This is a genomic window from Microbacterium sp. ABRD28 (assembly GCF_003850245.1).
Classification (GTDB): domain Bacteria; phylum Actinomycetota; class Actinomycetes; order Actinomycetales; family Microbacteriaceae; genus Microbacterium.
Map to the genome: position 1 here is coordinate 2,849,580 of NZ_CP031015.1, position 16,110 is coordinate 2,865,689.

Below are 16,110 nucleotides of genomic sequence, written 5' to 3' on the forward strand. Positions count from 1 at the left end.
ATACATACGACACTACTTGGCTTTTCACCATGCGCAATGTCGTAACCCTCTGCGATGATTCGGGTAGGTCATCGAGACGGGGATTGCAGTGGACGCGGACGAGAAGCGGCGGCGGGCGGAGGACAAGCGCGCCGGGGTGTTCGCGGATGAGCTGGCGAAGCTGCGGAGGCGTCGGGCAGCGCTCGAAGCGAAGGAGACCCGGTTGCTCGCCGACGCGTACGCGTTGACGCTTGAGCAGCGGTCACGAATCGGGTCGGTGTCGTCGCGGGAGCGGGACATGCCGTTGCGGTCGATGGCGCTGGAGCTCGGGATGGCGGTGCGGGTGAATGACCGGGCGATGCAGACCCAGATGCACGACGCGCACGAGCTGATCGAGCTGTTCCCGCAGACGATGGAAGCCCTGGTCGAGGGGCGGGTCACGCGGGCGCACGCGCAGGTGATCCAGGACGCCGGCCGGGTGATCGAGGATGCCAACGACCGGGCGGCGTTCGAACGCATCGTGCTTGTGGAAGCGGAGCGGCAGACGGTGCCGAGGACGAAGAAGTACGCCCTCCAGCGTGCGGCGGTGTTGGACCCGAGGCCGTTGCAGGAACGACATGACACGGCGATCCGGGAGCGGCGGGTGTGGGTTACCGACCTGGACGACACCCTGTCGACCCTGACGATCCTGGGCGGGAACGTGTACATCCACGGCGCGTTCAACCGGCTCACCGGGCAGGGCACCACGATCAAGGACGTCGACCGCGCGAAGCGGCGCAAGTACGCCGCGACGCAGGGTGAAGCGGATGCGCCGGAGGAGGAAACGGCGGAGCCGTGGTTCGACGACCGGTCGCTGGATGAGATCCGCTGCGACCTCGCCCTGGACATGCTCCTCGCCGGGTCCCCGGTGATCGACCCCACCGACGGGGCGAAGGGTGGGCTCGGCGCCATCCGGGCCGAAGTGCAGATCACCCTCCCGATCACCACCCTCACCGGCGTCACCGGGTCAGGAGCCGAGTTGAACGGAGTCACCCCGGTCGACCCGGAAACGGCCCGGCGGATGGCAGGAACCGCGAGGGTGTGGGACCGGGTGATGACCGACCCCATCAGCGGGGTCGTCACCGCCGTGGACCGATACCAACTGCATCCCTCCCAAACCCGGTTCCTCAACGCCCGCGACGTCACCTGCCGAACACCCGGATGCCGAAGGCCCGCGAAACTCTGCGACAAAGACCACTCGAGGGACTTCGCGTTAGGCGGACCAACGTCCAACGACAACCTCTGCAGCGAATGCGTGAGGCACCACACGCTGAAACACGCCACGAACTGGCACGTCGAACAACTCCCCGGCGGGGTGCTGAAATTCACCAGCCCCGGAGGAAAGAACTACAACAGCCACCCACCCTCACGCGTCGCGTTCGTCCCCACCGACGACGACGGACTCACCGTCGCCCCCTTCTGAATGAGCAGGAGCGGGTGAGCATGGTGGCGAGGGTGCGGGATCAGGAGAGTCGCGCACTGGCCCGCAGCGGTCCATCGACCCACTGATCGACCTCGTTCTGCGAACGCAGACGAATCACCGCCGGCGCCGTGTCATCGCGGGCCAGTCGGGGAATCCGCTCGTCGTACTTGTGCCTGGTGCCGATCGACACGCGCACGATGTGCTCGGGGTCGGTGAAGAAGGTGTGGAGCGCAGGCTCGATGTTGCCGTTCCACAGTTCCTCGCGGCGGAGCCGCCGCCGAAGGGTCCGCCGCACGACCCGGGGGAACACGCAGCTCCAGTAGGGCAGGTCGAGCCAGACCAGGATGTCGGCACGCGCGGTGAGGAGAGGACGCGCGGTCGCGTACTGCCATTCGGTCACCCAGGACTCCCCCGCCACCAGCCGCCCGACATCGTCGAGGAACTCTGGCCGCTCGGTCCAACCGGCTCCGTGGAAGAGGGCGTCGATCTCGGTGTGCGGCGCGCCGGTGACCTCTGCGATCCTCGCCGCGAGCGTCGTCTTCCCCGCCCCCGACACCCCTGCCACCGCGACCCGGCGCGGGCGGCGGGGCAGGGGATCGTCGAAGGCGAGCACCGCACGATGATACGGCGCTAGCCTTCGACCCATGACCCGCGCCCGCGACCCCTGGCCCCCACTCGCCATCGCCTTCCTCGTCCTGGCTCTCGCGGGACTCGTCGCCACCTTCGTCTTCAACGTCTGGGCTGTCGTGCAGATGCGCGACTTCATCGGCGACCTCGTCAGCAGCGGCCCCGCGGTCTCATCCATCACCGTCGACCTCTTGGTCGTCGCGATCGCCGCCTGCGTTGTGATCGTCGTCGAGGGGCGACGGCTCGGGATGAAGCGGTGGTGGCTTTACATCGTGCTGTCGGGCATCACGGCCATCGCCTTCACTTTTCCGCTGTTCCTCGCGATGCGCGAGCGCCGACTGGCCGCGCAGCGCGCGACGGACGAGGCCGCGCCGATGGGGTGACGGCACCCGGAGTCGCACGTGCCCACCTCCTGCAGCGCCTGATATGCCCGATGGCGAGCCCGGTCAGTCTCCCCGGCGCCGGCGCATCTGCGCGAGCGGCATGTTCAACCGGGGGTTGCCGGCGAGCTTCGCCTCGTGCCGATCGAGGAAGGCCCAGTAGGCGCTGGTGAAGACCGAGTCGCGGGCCTCGCGGTCGCTGCCCCACCACCGGCCCATCTTCTGCAGGTAGGCCCCACCCGAGACGTAGGGCTTGGTGGCCACGCCGCCGCCGTCGGCGTACTGACTCATCCCCTGCACGTTGGGCACCATCACCCACTCGTACGCGTCGACGAAGAGCGCCGAGTACCAGTCGAACACCGCCCGCGGGTGATAGCCCTGGAGCAGGAACCAGTTGCCGAGGACCATGAGTCGCTCGATGTGGTGGGCGTAACCCCATCGATGGACACGGTCGAGCACCACCCGCACCGGTATCGGCAGATCGTCGGGGATGCCGGCGCCGGTATACCACCAGTCCTCGAGGGGGCGGGTGAGCTCGAAGTGATTGGCATCGATGAGGGCCGGATCGGCGCGGTAGGACCCCCGCATGTACTCCCGCCAGCCGATCACCTGACGCACGAACCCCTCGAGCGAGGCGATCGGCACCGCGTCACGGTGGGTCACGGCGGCGCGGACGACCTCCTCGACGCGGAGCAGACCGACGTTGAGGAACGGGCTGATGATCGCGTGGAAGAGGAACGGCTCATCGGCGGCCATGGCGTCCTCGTAGCGGCCGAAAAGCTCCAGACGCTCGGCCACGAACGAGGTCAGCCACTCCCGAGCCCCGGGAGCGGTGACCGGCAGCCAGAACTCCGCCGCGTCTCCCGGATGATCGGCGAACCGGTCGGTGACGAGGGCCATCACCTCCCGTGTGATCTCGTCATGCCGGGCCTCGGGAAGGGCGGGGATCGAGATCCCGCCCGCGGGAAGCGGATGACGGTTGTCGGCGTCGAAGTTCCAGGCACCCCCCGCGGGCTTCTCCCCGTCCATGAGGACGCCGGTACGAAGGCGCTGCCATCGGTAGAAATCCTCCATCTTGGCCCGCGGGTGCCCGCCGAACCAGCCATCGAGATCCTCGGCAGCAGTGAGGAACAGCGCGTCCGGATAGATGCGGGTCGCGACCCCCTCGTCATCGCAGACCCGGCGCAGGCGCTCGTCCACCCCACGATCCGTCGCGCTCATCCACGCCAGCCCCTCGATCCCGTGCTCGCGGATCAGCCGACGAAGGCCCGCCGCGAAGCTCCACTCCTCCCCGACCCGGAGGGAGGCCACCCGGTGTCCGGCTTCCTCGGCGCGCGCGGCGGCATGTCGGAGTCCGGAGAGGATGAGCACGAGCTTGTGCGCGTGGAACGGTCGCCGGGTGAGAGCCGACTCGGCCTCGATGAAGAACAGGATGTCGATGTCGGGATCGCTGAGGGCCGGATGATCCTCGAAGAGCTGGGTGGCGAGGATCAGTGCGGCCTTCATGCCGTCATCCTTCCACCGCCCGGGCGGGGCCGGGGTCGTCCGGGGAGGCTGCGGTCGTCGTAGGCTCGGCACATGTCCCGCACCGGCGCCGCCGCGCACGACGTCGTCGTGATCGGAGCCGGCCTGGCGGGTCTTCGGGCGGCGGACATCCTCGCCCGGGCAGGACGCGATGTCGTGGTGCTCGAGGCGGCCGACGACGTCGGCGGCAGGGAACGCACCGACATCGTCGACGGGTTCCTCCTCGACCGCGGCTTCCACGTCCTGAACCCGGCCTACCCCGCTCTCCGGCGCGCGGTCGACCTCCCGGGCCTGGACGTCCAGGCCTTCCCCGTCGGGGTGCGCGTGCGCCGCGAGGGGCGTTCGGTGCGCCTGGGGCACCCCCTGCGGCATCCGGGCCTCATCCCGGCGTCCGTCGCGAGCGGGCTCGTCCGCCCCGCCGACCTCTGGGCGCTCGCCCGGTGGATCATCCCGGTGCTCCTCGACCCGAAGGGCGTCGTCTCCGGGCCCGACGGCAGCCTCGCCGAGGGGTGGACGCGGGCGGGTCTGAGCGGGCCGCTGCGCACCGAGGTGCTCGAACCTTTCCTCGCCGGCGTGATCGCCGACGACACCGGCACGACCTCCGACGCGTTCGTCAAACTGCTCGTGCGCATGTTCGCGCTCGGGCGGCCGGGGCTGCCCGCCGGGGGAATCGCAGCCCTCCCCCGACAGCTGGCGTCGCGGGCCGAGGCGGCGGGTGCCGACATCCGTCTCTCCCACCGGGTCACCGCCGTGTCTCGCGGAACGAACGTCTGCGAGGTGGCGATCGCAGGGGCCGACACCGTGCACGCGAGCCACGTCATCGTCGCGGTGGGGCCCGAGACGGTCGCGACGCTCACCGATCTCCCGGCACCGAAGACGAAGGGACTGCAGACCTGGTGGTTCGACGCCGAGCACGAGCCCGCGTTCGACGCCCTCTTGGCCGTCGACGGGCGACGCCGGGGTCCGATCGTCAACACCGCGGTCCTCTCGCGCACGGCGCGCTCCTCCGCCCCGACCGGCCATCACCTCGTGCAGGCCACCTGCCTGCTCTCCGCCGACGGCGGGGGCGCTCCGGAGGCCGACGTCCGCCGTCAGCTCGCGGAGCTGTGGGGGAAGGATGCCGCGCAGTGGCGTCTTCTCCGCCGCGACGACGTGCGCCACGCCCTTCCCGCCCAGCCGGCTCCCCTCCGCACGCGGAGTGCGCCCTGGATCGCAGAGCGGATCCTGATCGCCGGCGACCACCGTGACACCGCCTCGATCCAGGGCGCGCTCGTCTCGGGAGCGCGCGTCGCGCGGGCGATGCTCTCGGCGTGAGACCCTCCGGCCTCAGCGCCCGCCGGCCTCGGCGATGGCGCTCAGGGCGGTGACGATGATCAGGCCGTTGACGAAGTACCCGATGACGGAGTGGGTCATCACCCGCCACCGCATCCGACGGTCGTGCACCTCGACATCGGAGGCGGCGAAACTGACCGCGACCGTATACGAGAAGTAGGCGAACTCGAGGATGCCGGGGGTCGTCGTGCCGGGGAAACGCAGCGGACGGTCGTTCTCGCGGTAGTACAGCTGCAGGTAGAGCTGCGCGTACCCCCAGTGCAGCAGGGTCCAGGCGAGCAGCATGGCCCAGATCCCGATGACGTCGAGCAGCGGGGTGATCGCGTCGTCGGGCTGGAGGAAGATGTGCTGGACGGTGGCGACGACGCCGACGGCGCTGGTGAAGATGGTCGCCGTCAGCGAGATCGTGCGCGGCACGATGCCGAGCTCCATCAGCAGCGGTGGCCCGTCACTCTCGGCTCGACGCCCCGCGACCCACAGGACCACCCAGATGCCTGCCGCGTATGCCGTGCCCACGGCGCACCAGGCCAACAGAAGGACGGCGGAGGCCGCGTTGCCGGGGGCGAGGATGAAGCCGATCCCCAGCAGCACGAGCGCCAGTTGCAGCACCGAGCTGATGACGAGCCCCCACACGGCGGAGCGTCGCCGCGCACCCGTGACGAGGCCGCTCACCTCAGAACATCCACGGCTCGATCCCCTCCATACCCTGGCCGCTCTCCCGGGGCGGATCGGCGATGATCGGCGGCGGCGTCCACCGGCGGCGCAGGCGCCGCACGGCGGGGTTGCGGCCGATCCCCTGCGCCCCGCGCATCCCCGCGCGCAATCGGATGAGATCGGCGGCGCGAGGACCGGTGGGAATGTCACGCGGCAGCGAGGATGCTGCGACGATCCAGTCGGGGAGCGAGAGGAGACGCAGGATGACCCTCAGCCGCTCGGACTCGGACACGCTGTCGCGCTCCAGCTCCTCGTCGAGGATCTCCGTCAGCTTCTCGCCGGCCTCGGGGACCCCCGCGAGGGCCGCGAACTCCGGCGCCGCGGCGACACCCACCGGCTCGGCGGCGACATCGTCGTCAGCGCCGGGCTCGGCCGACGGGTCGCTGTCGTAGCGGCCGAGCTCCTCCGTGCCCCGCCAGGCGACCACCCCGAGCTGCCGGTCGCGGCGCACCCGCACGGCCAGGACCGCACACTCGAGCTGCTCGGCGACCACCGCTGCGACCTCGATGATCCCGCGGCGTTCCGCCGCCACGACTCCCGCTCCCGGATCGCCGATCACGACCTGCGTGCCCGATGATGCGGGTGCGATCCAACCGGTGAAGCGGATGACGCGGAGAATCCTCTCCAGAGAGGCTGCGTCCGCGGCATCCGTCAACAGCACCAGCGCGCCGTAGGAGTATCCGTCGGGTCCGCCGACCTCGCCGGGTGTGGAGATGGGCAGATAGGCCATCGCGATGTCCGATCAGGCGTCGGCCTTGCGGCCCCCCGCTTCGAGCACGTCGCCCGCGGGGAGCTCCTGGTGACCGCCGAACTGCAGGCGCATCGCCGAGAGCACCTGGTTGGCGAAGTGGTCCTCGCCCCGCGATGCGAAACGTTCGAACAGCGACGCGGCGAGCACCGGGGCGGGCACGCCGGTGTCGACGGCGGCCTTGACCGTCCACCGGCCCTCGCCCGAATCGGACACCCGGCCGGCGAGACCGTCGAGCGTGGGGTTGTCCTGCAGCGCGGCCGCGGTGAGATCGAGCAGCCACGAGGAGATGACCGACCCGCGGCGCCAGAGCTCCGCGACCTTGGGCGTGTCGATGGTGAACTGGTAGAACTCCGGCTCCTCCAGCGGCGCCACTTCTGCGGAGTGCTCCGCCTGATGGATGCCGGCATCAGCATGTTCGAGGATGTTGAGGCCCTCGGCGAGCGCGGCCATGATCCCGTATTCGATGCCGTTGTGCACCATCTTCACGAAGTGGCCGGCACCCGACGGACCGCAGTGGAGGTAGCCCAGCTCCTCCGGCGCGAAATCGCCTTCGCGGCCCGGGGTCCGTTCGATCTCCCCTCGACCGGGGGCGATCGTCGCCAGCACCGGCTCGATGCGGGTGAAGGCCTCGTCCGGGCCTCCGACCATCAGGCAGTAGCCGCGGTCGAGGCCGAAGACGCCACCGCTCGTGCCGACGTCGACGTAGTGGATGCCCTTCGGCTTCAGCGCGGCCGCCCGACGAACGTCGTCGCGATAGTTGGAGTTGCCGCCGTCGATGATGATGTCGCCCGGTTCGAGCACCTGGACGAGCTGGTCGACGACCCCGCCGGTGAGACCTGCGGGGATCATCAACCACACCACGCGCGGGGTCTCGAGCTTGCCCGCGAGATCGGCCAGGGTCGCCGCGCCCGTCGCACCTTCCGCGGCGAGAGTGGAGACCGCGTCCTGATTGACGTCGTAGACGACGCAGTCGTGACCGTCGCGCATCAACCGTCGGACGATGTTCGCACCCATCCGCCCCAGTCCCACCATCGCCAGTTGCATCTGTCCTCGCTCCGCTTCGCGCACCGGACGGTCCGGCCCCTGCTCGCAGTCTAGGGACGCCGTGCGACGAGCGGCTATCACTGCTGTCGGCCCGGTGCAAGCTCTCCCTCCGAATTCGTCGCTCGCCTATCGTCGATTCCACCCCGACCGATAGGAGCGTTCCGTGGCCACCACGTCCGACAAAGCCTCTTCCGCCACCCGCAACAAGCGGCGGCCGTCGCGCGGCGCCGAACTCACCGATGAGCAGAATGCCGAGAAGGGCTTCCAGGCGTCCGAGACCCTGAGCAACAGCCTGCAGCGTGTTCTGGTCGACCTGATCGAACTCTCCCTGCAGGGCAAGCAGGCCCACTGGAACGTCGTCGGGACGAACTTCCGTGACACCCACCTTCAGCTCGACGAGATCATCGACGCAGCCCGCGAATTCGCCGACGACATCGCCGAGCGGATGCGGGCGCTCCACGCCCTGCCTGACGGCCGCAGCGACACCGTCGCCGAGACGACCACCCTGCCGGAGTTCCCGCAGGGCGAGATCGCTACGACCGAGGTGATCGACCTGATGACCGAACGTCTCGACGCCGTCGCCGGCACCGTCCGCGAGGTGCACGACCCCGTCGATGATGAAGACCCCACGAGCGCCGACATCCTGCACGGGGTTCTCGAGCGCGTGGAACAGCTGTCGTGGATGGTGAGCGCGGAGAACCGCAAGCCCCGGCGCTGACAGCGAAAGACGAGAGCGGATGCCGTGGGGGCGGCATCCGCTCTCGTCATGTCCGGGGGGCGGTCGCGCCGGAGTTTGGGCCGTGTCCGCCGACCTCGCTACTGTGTAGCGGCGGCGCTGACGCGGATCCGTCGCATGGAGAGGAAGCCATGTCCGACCAGAACCCTTCTCCCGGAGACGGGCAGCAGCCCGCCGATCCTCCGCCCGCGGGCCCCTACGCGCCTCCCGCAGGTCACTACGCGCCACCGCCGGGGCCGCAGTACGCCCCTCCCGCGGGGCAGTATGCACCTCCGGCGGGGCAGTACGCCCCTCCGGCGGGGCAGTACGCGCCTCCGACCGGGCAGTATCCCGCGCCGCCCTCCTATCCGGGCGCCCCGCTCCCGCCGTATGCCCAACCCGGCATGGCCTATCCGGGGTCGCCGTCCTCCCCGGGAGCACCCGATACGCGCCCCAAGGTCCTCGCGATCGTCGCACTGGCTGCGGCGATCGTCGGTCTCCTCATCGCCTTCATCCCCTTCTTCGGGTGGCTCTCCGCACCGGTCCTGCTGGCCGCGCTGGTGATGGCCATCATCGGCCTGGCGGTGAAGTCGCAGGGGGGCAAGGGCTTCAGCATCTCCGCGCTGATCATCTCGGTGCTCGGCGGCATCACGGCGATCGTGGTGACGATCGTGGCGACGCTGTTCACGACGATCTCGACCATCGAGACGATCGACGACGGCATGACCGACCCGTTGGCCCCCGGCGGTGGGGAACCGGTCGCCTCGGCCGAACCGATCCAGGTCGTGGAGACGGCCTTCGGCCAGGACACCCTGGATCCCGGACTGTGGTGGTACGTCGTGATCGTCGACAACCCGAACCCCGACGCGGTCTTCGAGTTCGGGGAGATCACCACCGAGGCGGTCGACGCCTCGGGCACGATCCTCGACAGCTCCACCGACTACATCACGATGCTTCCCGGTCAGGTCGCCGTTTCCGGATCGTTCTACGAGGTGGGCGCGAACGAGATCATCGCGCTGGAGGTCATCGGTCCCGATCCCGCCGAAGCGGTATCCGAGCCCTCGACCGGTGCCGGCACGTTCTCGGTCGGCGAGCTGGCGGCGACCGGCGACGACTACGTCACCGAGGTCTCCGGCACCGTCACCGGGGAGTTCCCGGTGGATCAGGAGTTCGTGGGGGTCACCGTCGTGGCCCGCGATCCGGGCGGAGCGATCATCGGCGGCACGTCGACCTACATCGAGCGCCTGCCCGCCGACGGCGGCAGCGCCCGCTTCGAGGCGATCTTCTTCACCCCGCTGCCGGCCGACACCGTGTACGAGGCGTATCCGTTCCTCTGATCGGCCGGCGCGGACCGGTCTTCCCGGCGACGGGTTTCAGCCGGCGAGGAGGATCCTGTCGGGGTGCGTGTAGACGTTCATCGACGCGCCCCGCAGGAAACCCACGAGCGTGAGACCCGAATCCTCGGCGAGTTCGACGGCGAGCGACGACGGCGCCGAGACCGCCGCAAGGATCGGGATGCCGGCCATCACGGCCTTCTGCACGAGCTCGAAGCTCGCCCGCCCCGACACCTGCAGCACCGTGCCCGCGAGCGGAAGCCGGTGGTTCAGCACCGCCCACCCGACCACCTTGTCCACCGCGTTGTGGCGCCCGACGTCCTCGCGCACCACGAGCGCCTCACCGGTCGCGGCGTCGAAGAGCGCGGCAGCGTGCAGCCCGCCGGTCTTGTCGAAGACATCCTGCTGGCGCCGCAGCTCGTCGGGAAAGCCGGAGAGCATCGCCGCCGGCACCCTCGCCTGGTCGAGCGCGATGTCGTAGCTCGACACCGTGCGGACGGCATCGATCGACGCCTTGCCGCACAGCCCGCAGCTGCTCGTCGTGTAGAAGTTCCGGGCGAGATCCGGGTCCAGCGGCGGGACGTCAGAGGCCAGCGTCACATCGAGCACGTTGTAGGTGTTGCCGTCAGCCGATGATCCCGCGAACGATGCGGTGGCGCCCGGCATCCCTCCCGGCATCCCTCCCGTCAGCCCTCCCGTCCCCGGGCCCCCGCAGTGGATGGCCGAACGGAACTGGTCACCGCGGGAGATCACCCCCTCCGACACCAGGAAGCCCGCGGCGAGCTCGACGTCGTGCCCGGGCGTGCGCATCGTGACCGCGAGCGACGTGCCGCGCACCCGGATCTCGAGGGGCTCCTCCACGGCGAGCGCGTCGGGACGCCTGCGCGCCGCATCCGTTCCCCCCTCGCCGCCGCCGATCGTGACGCGTGTGACGGGTCGGCGCGCGGTGATGCGTCCCATCTCAGCCGCCGATCGCGTTCATCCCGCGTGCGGGCTGAAGGAAGGACGGATCGTTGATGGCGTGTCCGGGGAGCTTCCCGTGGACGCAGGAGCGGAGCATCCGGTCGATCGCGTCATCGCCCGCAGCGGGCCCGCGCAGGACGGGGAGCAGGTCGTACTCGGTCGTGGAGAACAGGCAGTTGCGCAGCTGCCCGTCTGCGGTGAGACGGAGCCGGTCGCAGGCGCCGCAGAACGGCGCGGTCACCGAGGCGATCACACCGACCGAGGCCGGACCACCGTCGAGGAGGAAGCGCTCCGCCGGCGCGCCCCCGCGACCGGGCACCGGGGTGAGATGCCAGCGTTCCGAGAGCGCGGCCAGGATCTCGTCGCGTGTGACCATGCGCTGCCGGTCCCAGGTGTGACCGGCGTCGAGGGGCATCTGCTCGATGAAGCGCAGCTGCGCGTCGTGGGTGAGCGCGAAGTCGACCAGGTCGACCAGCTCGTCGTCGTTGACGTCGCGCATGGCGACGGCGTTGATCTTGAGGGGGCGCAGTGCTGACGCCGCGGCGGCGTCGATCCCGTCGAGGACATCGGCGAGCCGGTCGCGGCGGGTGAGGTCGCGGAAGCGGTCGCGGCGGAGCGTGTCGAGCGAGATGTTCACCCGCGAAAGGCCCGCGCCGATGAGGGCGGGGAGCGCCGCACGCAACCCGATGCCGTTGGTCGTCATCGCGATCTGCACCGGCCCGTCGGGTCCGCGCAGGGCCGCGAGCCGCGCGACGATCTCGGGGAGGTCGCGACGCAGCAGCGGCTCGCCCCCCGTCAGCCGGAAGGTCGAGACCCCGTCGGCGGCGGCGATACGGGCGACACGCTCGATCTCGTCGAGGGTCAGGATGCTGGTGCGCGCGAGCCACTCGTTGCCCTGCTCGGGCATGCAGTACGTGCAGCGGAGGGAGCAGCGGTCGGTCAGCGAGACGCGCAGGTCGCGGTGCACCCGGCCATGGGTGTCGACGAGCGGATCGCCGATCGTGCCGGGATCTTCGACCGGATGAGCCTGCGGGCGCGACCGCGCGGGTGAGATCGTCACCGGGATGGCCACCATCTCAGCTGCTCCCTCGCCGCGCAGTCATCCTTCGAGCGTAGTCCCGCCCTGGGCCGGTGTCGCTTCCTCCCCACGAGAGCGGCGCGACGCGCGGATCAGCACTCGATGACGTTGACGGCGAGGCCGCCCTCGCTCGTCTCCTTGTACTTGTGCGACATGTCGATGCCGGTCTGGCGCATGGTCTCGACCACGGCGTCGAGCGAGACGAAATGCGATCCGTCGCCGCGAAGCGCCAGGCGCGCCGCGGTCACGGCGGTCGACGCCGCGATGGCGTTGCGCTCGATGCACGGGATCTGCACGAGCCCGCCCACAGGGTCGCACGTCAGCCCCAGGTGATGCTCCATCGCGATCTCGGCGGCGTTCTCGATCTGCCGCGTCGTGCCGCCCATGACCGCCGTCAGGCCGCCCGCGGCCATCGCGCATGCCGAACCCACCTCGGCCTGACACCCGCCCTCGGCCCCCGAGATCGACGCGTTGGCCTTGAACAGCGACCCGAGCGCGGTCGCCGTCAGCAGGAACCGCCGGATGCCACGCCGCCGGTTCGCCTCGGCGACGAAGGCGGGGTCCTCCGCAGAGACTCCCCCGCCGGCAGCCCCGGCCCCGTCCGCGTTGAAGCCGAGAAGGGCGCTCCCGACGAGCTCGCCCCACGGGGTGACGGCATTGCCGACACCCAGCCCCGAATCCGACAGGAATCGCCACCAGTACATCGCCACCGCCGGGAGGATCCCCGCGGCACCGTTGGTCGGCGCGGTGACGACACGACCGCCGGCCGCGTTCTCCTCATTCACGGCGAGCGCGAACGCGCCGAGCCATTCCCCGGGGAGCTCGCGGTGCCCGGAGGACTCCGCCTCCTCGAGCTGCGCACGAATGGCCGCCGCGCGGCGCTTGACCCCCAGCATCCCGGGAAGGACCCCGTCGGTGTGAAGACCCGCCGCAACGCACCCCGCCATGGCATCCCAGATCGCATCCAGGCCCGCGGCGATCTCATCCGGTGAGCGCAGCGCCTCTTCGTTGCGCCGAGCGAGCTCGGCGATCGTGATGCCGTGATCATCGCAGAGGCTGATGAGCTCCGCCGCGCTCGCGAACGCGAAGGGGAAGGTGGCCGCCACCACCTCGTCGTCGGCCCCCTCGCGCCGGATGAACCCGCCGCCGATCGAGAGGTAGGTCTCCGACAGCAGCGGAGCCTCGCCCGCCGAACCCCATGCCTCCAGGGTCAGCGCGTTGGGGTGGCCCGGCATCCGGGTCCGCGGAGCGAACACGACGTCGTCCTTCGAGAACGCGATCGAATGGGTCCCGGCGACCTCGAGCAGCCCACCGGTCGGCCACTGCGCCCACGCCGCTCGCACGACGTTCGGATCCACCGTCTCGGGCTCGAATCCCTGGAGCCCCGCGACCACCGCGTCGGGAGTGCCATGACCGAGCCCTGTCGCCCCGAGCGACCCGAACAGCGTGCAGGAGATGCGGATGACGCGATCGAGCGTTCCGCCAGCGCGCAGCCGTCGAGCGAAGTCACCGGCAGCCCGCATGGGGCCGACCGTGTGGGAGCTCGAGGGTCCTACACCGATGGAGAACAGCTCGAACGCCGAGATGTAGGCGCTCACCCGTCTACCGTACGCCGCTCGCCTCGCTCGACATCGAGACACATCCGCTCGACGTCGAGACAGTCCTCCACGCTGTGGTCAGACCACAGCGTACGCTCGGTCCCGAAGGCCTCAACCGGAGATCGGAGAGCTGACGTGGACCTCCTCGACCCGCTGCTGCTGGCGCGGTGGCAATTCGGGCTCACCACCCTGTACCACTACCTCTTCGTCCCGCTGACCCTGGGGCTCGTGCTCGTCGTGGCGATCTTCCAGACGGCATGGCACCGCACCGGGAACGTGAAGTGGCTGCACCTCACGCGTCTGTTCGGCAAGATCTTCCTCATCAACTTCGCCATGGGCGTGGTGACGGGAATCGTGCAGGAGTTCCAGTTCGGCATGAACTGGTCGGCCTACTCACGATTCGTCGGCGACGTCTTCGGCGCCCCGCTCGCCTTCGAGGGCCTCATGGCCTTCTTCTTCGAGGCGACGTTCATCGGGCTGTGGATCTTCGGGTGGGATCGGCTGCCGCGGCTGCTGCACCTGGCCTCGATCTGGATGGTCGTGCTCGGCTCGACCCTGTCGGCCTACTTCATCCTCGCCGCGAACGCGTTCATGCAGAACCCGGTCGGCTATCAGCTCGCCGCCGACGGCGGCCGCGCCGAACTGATCGACATCGGCGCCGTGCTGACCAACCCCGTCGTGCTCGCGGCCTTCCCGCACACGATCTTCGCCGCGTGGATGTTCGCCGGCACGGTCGTCGTCGCCGTCTCGGCATGGCACCTCTCTCGCGGCCAGCACCTCGACACGATGCGCTCGTCGCTGCGCTTCGGCCTGTGGTTCGTCATCGCCTCGTTCATCGGCGTCGCCATCAGCGGCGACCAGCTGAGCCTGGTCATGGTGGCGACCCAGCCGATGAAGATGGCCGCGGCCGAAGCGATGTGGGACACCGCCTGCGGGGCGGACGCGTCGTTCTCGATCTTCTCCATCGGCACCCCCGACGGCACCGAGGAGATCTGGTCGCTGCGCGTGCCGTACCTCCTCTCGCTGCTGTCCACCCACAGCCTCGACGGATGCGTCGAGGGCCTGAACGACCTGCAGGCTCTGTACACCGAGCAGTTCGGCGCCGGCGTCGACTACCGCCCGATCGTGTGGGTGACGTACTGGTCGTTCCGGTGGATGATCGCCCTCGGCGGCCTCGCCGCTCTCGTCGCCGTGGCGGGGCTGTGGGTCACCCGCAAGAAGGCGACCCGCCCGGTGGCGACGTGGATGTGGAAGGTCGCGATCTGGTCGGCCCCGCTCCCCCTCCTCGGCAGCCTCGTGGGCTGGGTGTTCACCGAGATGGGCAGGCAGCCGTGGATCGTCTTCGGGCTGATGCTCACCGAGGACGGGGTCTCGCCGAATGTCCCGGGGTGGACGGTGCTGATCTCGCTCATCGCCTTCACGCTGATCTACGCCACCCTCGCCGTCGTGGAGTTCGGACTCATCCTCCGCGCCGCGCAGAAGGGACCGGAGACGACCCTTCCCGCCGGTGACGACGAGGACGCGGAACTGGCCACCCGGACGACGGTCTACTAGGCGAAAGGCGCATCATGGATCTCCCCTCCCTGTGGTTCTGGATCGTCGGCTTCCTCTTCCTCGGTTACTTCGTGCTCGACGGCTTCGATTTCGGCGTCGGGATGTCGCTGCCGTTCCTCGGCCGGGACGAGACCTCGCGCCGTCAGATCATCAACACCATCGGGCCGGTGTGGGACCTCAACGAGACCTGGGTCATCGTCGCCGGCGCGTGCCTGTTCGCGGCCTTCCCCGAGTGGTACGCGACCCTGTTCAGCGGCTTCTACCTGCCGCTGCTGCTGATCCTTCTGGCCCTCATCGTCCGCGGGGTGTCGTTCGAATACCGCCACCAGCGCGATGACCTCCGCTGGAAGCGGCGCTTCGACCTCATGATCGTCGTCGGTTCGGCGGTCCCGGCGTTCCTCTGGGGTGTCGCGGTGGCGAACATCGTCCGCGGCGTGCCGATCGACCAGGACTTCGAATTCACCGGAACCCTGCTCGACCTGCTGAACCCCTACGCGCTCCTGGGCGGAGCGACGACCCTGCTGCTCTTCTTCACCCACGGGGTGACGTTCGTGGCTCTGAAGACCGATGGACCGGTGCACGCCGGCGCGCGCCGGCTCGCCGTCCGCGCCGGCATCGTGACCCTCGCCGTCGCCGCGGTGTTCCTCACCTGGACCCTCGCCGACGCCTGGGGCGGGGGCGCCCCCGCCTTCCCCGCCGCCCTGATCGCCGCCGGTGTGGCCGCCGTGTGCGTGCTCGGCGGGGTGATCGCCAGCGCCCGAGACCGCGAGGGCCGCGCCTTCGCGCTCGGGGTGGGCGGGGTCGCGGGCGCGGTGCTCACGCTGTGGTTCGCGCTGTTCCCGAACGTGATGCCCTCGGCCACCGACCCCGCGTTCAGCCTGACGATCCAGAACGCCTCGAGCACCGATTACACCCTCACGATCATGTCGTGGGCAGCGCTCATCTTCCTTCCGCTGGTTCTGGCCTACCAGGGCTGGACGTACTGGGTGTTCCGCAAGCGCGTCACCCGCCGTCACATCGAGACCGCGGGCGCCGCGGCCGCCCACTGAGAATCC

Annotated in this window: 15 protein-coding genes; 7 read left to right on the forward strand and 8 right to left on the reverse strand. The window is 69.9% G+C overall.

The window, feature by feature from the left end:
- Window positions 1-88: 88 nt before the first annotated feature.
- Window positions 89-1,441 carry an HNH endonuclease signature motif containing protein gene (locus DT073_RS13760; RefSeq protein WP_164478197.1) on the forward strand — a complete coding sequence of 451 codons (1,353 nt, stop codon included), beginning with the start codon at window positions 89-91 and terminating at the stop codon, window positions 1,439-1,441.
- A 40-nt stretch (window positions 1,442-1,481) separates the two neighbouring features.
- Here DT073_RS13760 and DT073_RS13765 read toward each other — a convergent pair whose 3' ends face one another.
- Window positions 1,482-2,054, reverse strand: coding sequence for a P-loop NTPase family protein (locus tag DT073_RS13765; RefSeq protein ID WP_124293903.1), 573 nt, complete (start codon window positions 2,052-2,054; stop codon window positions 1,482-1,484).
- Window positions 2,055-2,085: 31 nt separating this feature from the next.
- On the opposite strand from DT073_RS13765, the gene DT073_RS13770 reads away from it, so the two are divergent.
- On the forward strand, window positions 2,086-2,451 hold the full coding sequence (locus tag DT073_RS13770; protein WP_124293904.1) for a DUF2834 domain-containing protein: 366 nt from the start codon (window positions 2,086-2,088) through the stop codon (window positions 2,449-2,451).
- A 63-nt stretch (window positions 2,452-2,514) separates the two neighbouring features.
- Here DT073_RS13770 and DT073_RS13775 read toward each other — a convergent pair whose 3' ends face one another.
- Window positions 2,515-3,954, reverse strand: coding sequence for a cryptochrome/photolyase family protein (locus tag DT073_RS13775; protein ID WP_124293905.1), 1,440 nt, complete (start codon window positions 3,952-3,954; stop codon window positions 2,515-2,517).
- Between the two features lie 72 nt (window positions 3,955-4,026).
- Between DT073_RS13775 and DT073_RS13780 the strand changes: the two genes are divergently transcribed.
- A complete protein-coding gene (locus DT073_RS13780; protein WP_124293906.1) occupies window positions 4,027-5,286 on the forward strand; it encodes an NAD(P)/FAD-dependent oxidoreductase in 1,260 nt (419 codons plus the stop codon).
- A gap of 12 nt (window positions 5,287-5,298) precedes the next feature.
- Here DT073_RS13780 and DT073_RS13785 read toward each other — a convergent pair whose 3' ends face one another.
- Genes DT073_RS13785 through gnd form a run of 3 tightly spaced genes read right to left on the reverse strand, consistent with a single transcriptional unit; the run spans window position 5,299 to window position 7,813 of the window.
- Window positions 5,299-5,976, reverse strand: a complete 678-nt coding sequence (locus DT073_RS13785; RefSeq protein ID WP_164478198.1) for a DUF1345 domain-containing protein — start codon at window positions 5,974-5,976, stop codon at window positions 5,299-5,301.
- Window position 5,977: 1 nt separating this feature from the next.
- Window positions 5,978-6,748, reverse strand: coding sequence for a hypothetical protein (locus tag DT073_RS15880; protein ID WP_164478199.1), 771 nt, complete (start codon window positions 6,746-6,748; stop codon window positions 5,978-5,980).
- A 12-nt stretch (window positions 6,749-6,760) separates the two neighbouring features.
- Complete coding sequence (gene gnd / locus DT073_RS13790) at window positions 6,761-7,813, reverse strand: phosphogluconate dehydrogenase (NAD(+)-dependent, decarboxylating) (protein WP_124293908.1); 1,053 nt, start codon at window positions 7,811-7,813, stop codon at window positions 6,761-6,763.
- 163 nt (window positions 7,814-7,976) lie between these two features.
- Here gnd and DT073_RS13795 point away from each other — a divergent pair, with 163 nt between their 5' ends.
- On the forward strand, window positions 7,977-8,531 hold the full coding sequence (locus DT073_RS13795) for a Dps family protein (protein ID WP_124293909.1): 555 nt from the start codon (window positions 7,977-7,979) through the stop codon (window positions 8,529-8,531).
- Between the two features lie 149 nt (window positions 8,532-8,680).
- A complete protein-coding gene (locus DT073_RS13800; protein ID WP_124293910.1) occupies window positions 8,681-9,865 on the forward strand; it encodes a hypothetical protein in 1,185 nt (394 codons plus the stop codon).
- 36 nt (window positions 9,866-9,901) lie between these two features.
- Here DT073_RS13800 and fdhD read toward each other — a convergent pair whose 3' ends face one another.
- The 3 genes from fdhD to DT073_RS13815 form a co-directional block, all read right to left on the reverse strand.
- Window positions 9,902-10,822, reverse strand: a complete 921-nt coding sequence (fdhD, locus tag DT073_RS13805) for a formate dehydrogenase accessory sulfurtransferase FdhD (RefSeq protein WP_124293911.1) — start codon at window positions 10,820-10,822, stop codon at window positions 9,902-9,904.
- Window position 10,823: 1 nt separating this feature from the next.
- Window positions 10,824-11,900: a GTP 3',8-cyclase MoaA gene (gene moaA / locus DT073_RS13810; RefSeq protein ID WP_124293912.1), complete on the reverse strand. Its 1,077-nt coding sequence runs from the start codon at window positions 11,898-11,900 to the stop codon at window positions 10,824-10,826.
- A 95-nt stretch (window positions 11,901-11,995) separates the two neighbouring features.
- On the reverse strand, window positions 11,996-13,501 hold the full coding sequence (locus DT073_RS13815) for an L-serine ammonia-lyase, iron-sulfur-dependent, subunit alpha (protein WP_124293913.1): 1,506 nt from the start codon (window positions 13,499-13,501) through the stop codon (window positions 11,996-11,998).
- Between the two features lie 135 nt (window positions 13,502-13,636).
- On the opposite strand from DT073_RS13815, the gene DT073_RS13820 reads away from it, so the two are divergent.
- Window positions 13,637-15,055, forward strand: a complete 1,419-nt coding sequence (locus DT073_RS13820) for a cytochrome ubiquinol oxidase subunit I (RefSeq protein WP_124293914.1) — start codon at window positions 13,637-13,639, stop codon at window positions 15,053-15,055.
- Window positions 15,056-15,069: 14 nt separating this feature from the next.
- Window positions 15,070-16,104 carry a cytochrome d ubiquinol oxidase subunit II gene (gene cydB / locus DT073_RS13825; RefSeq protein WP_124293915.1) on the forward strand — a complete coding sequence of 345 codons (1,035 nt, stop codon included), beginning with the start codon at window positions 15,070-15,072 and terminating at the stop codon, window positions 16,102-16,104.
- Window positions 16,105-16,110: the final 6 nt, after the last annotated feature.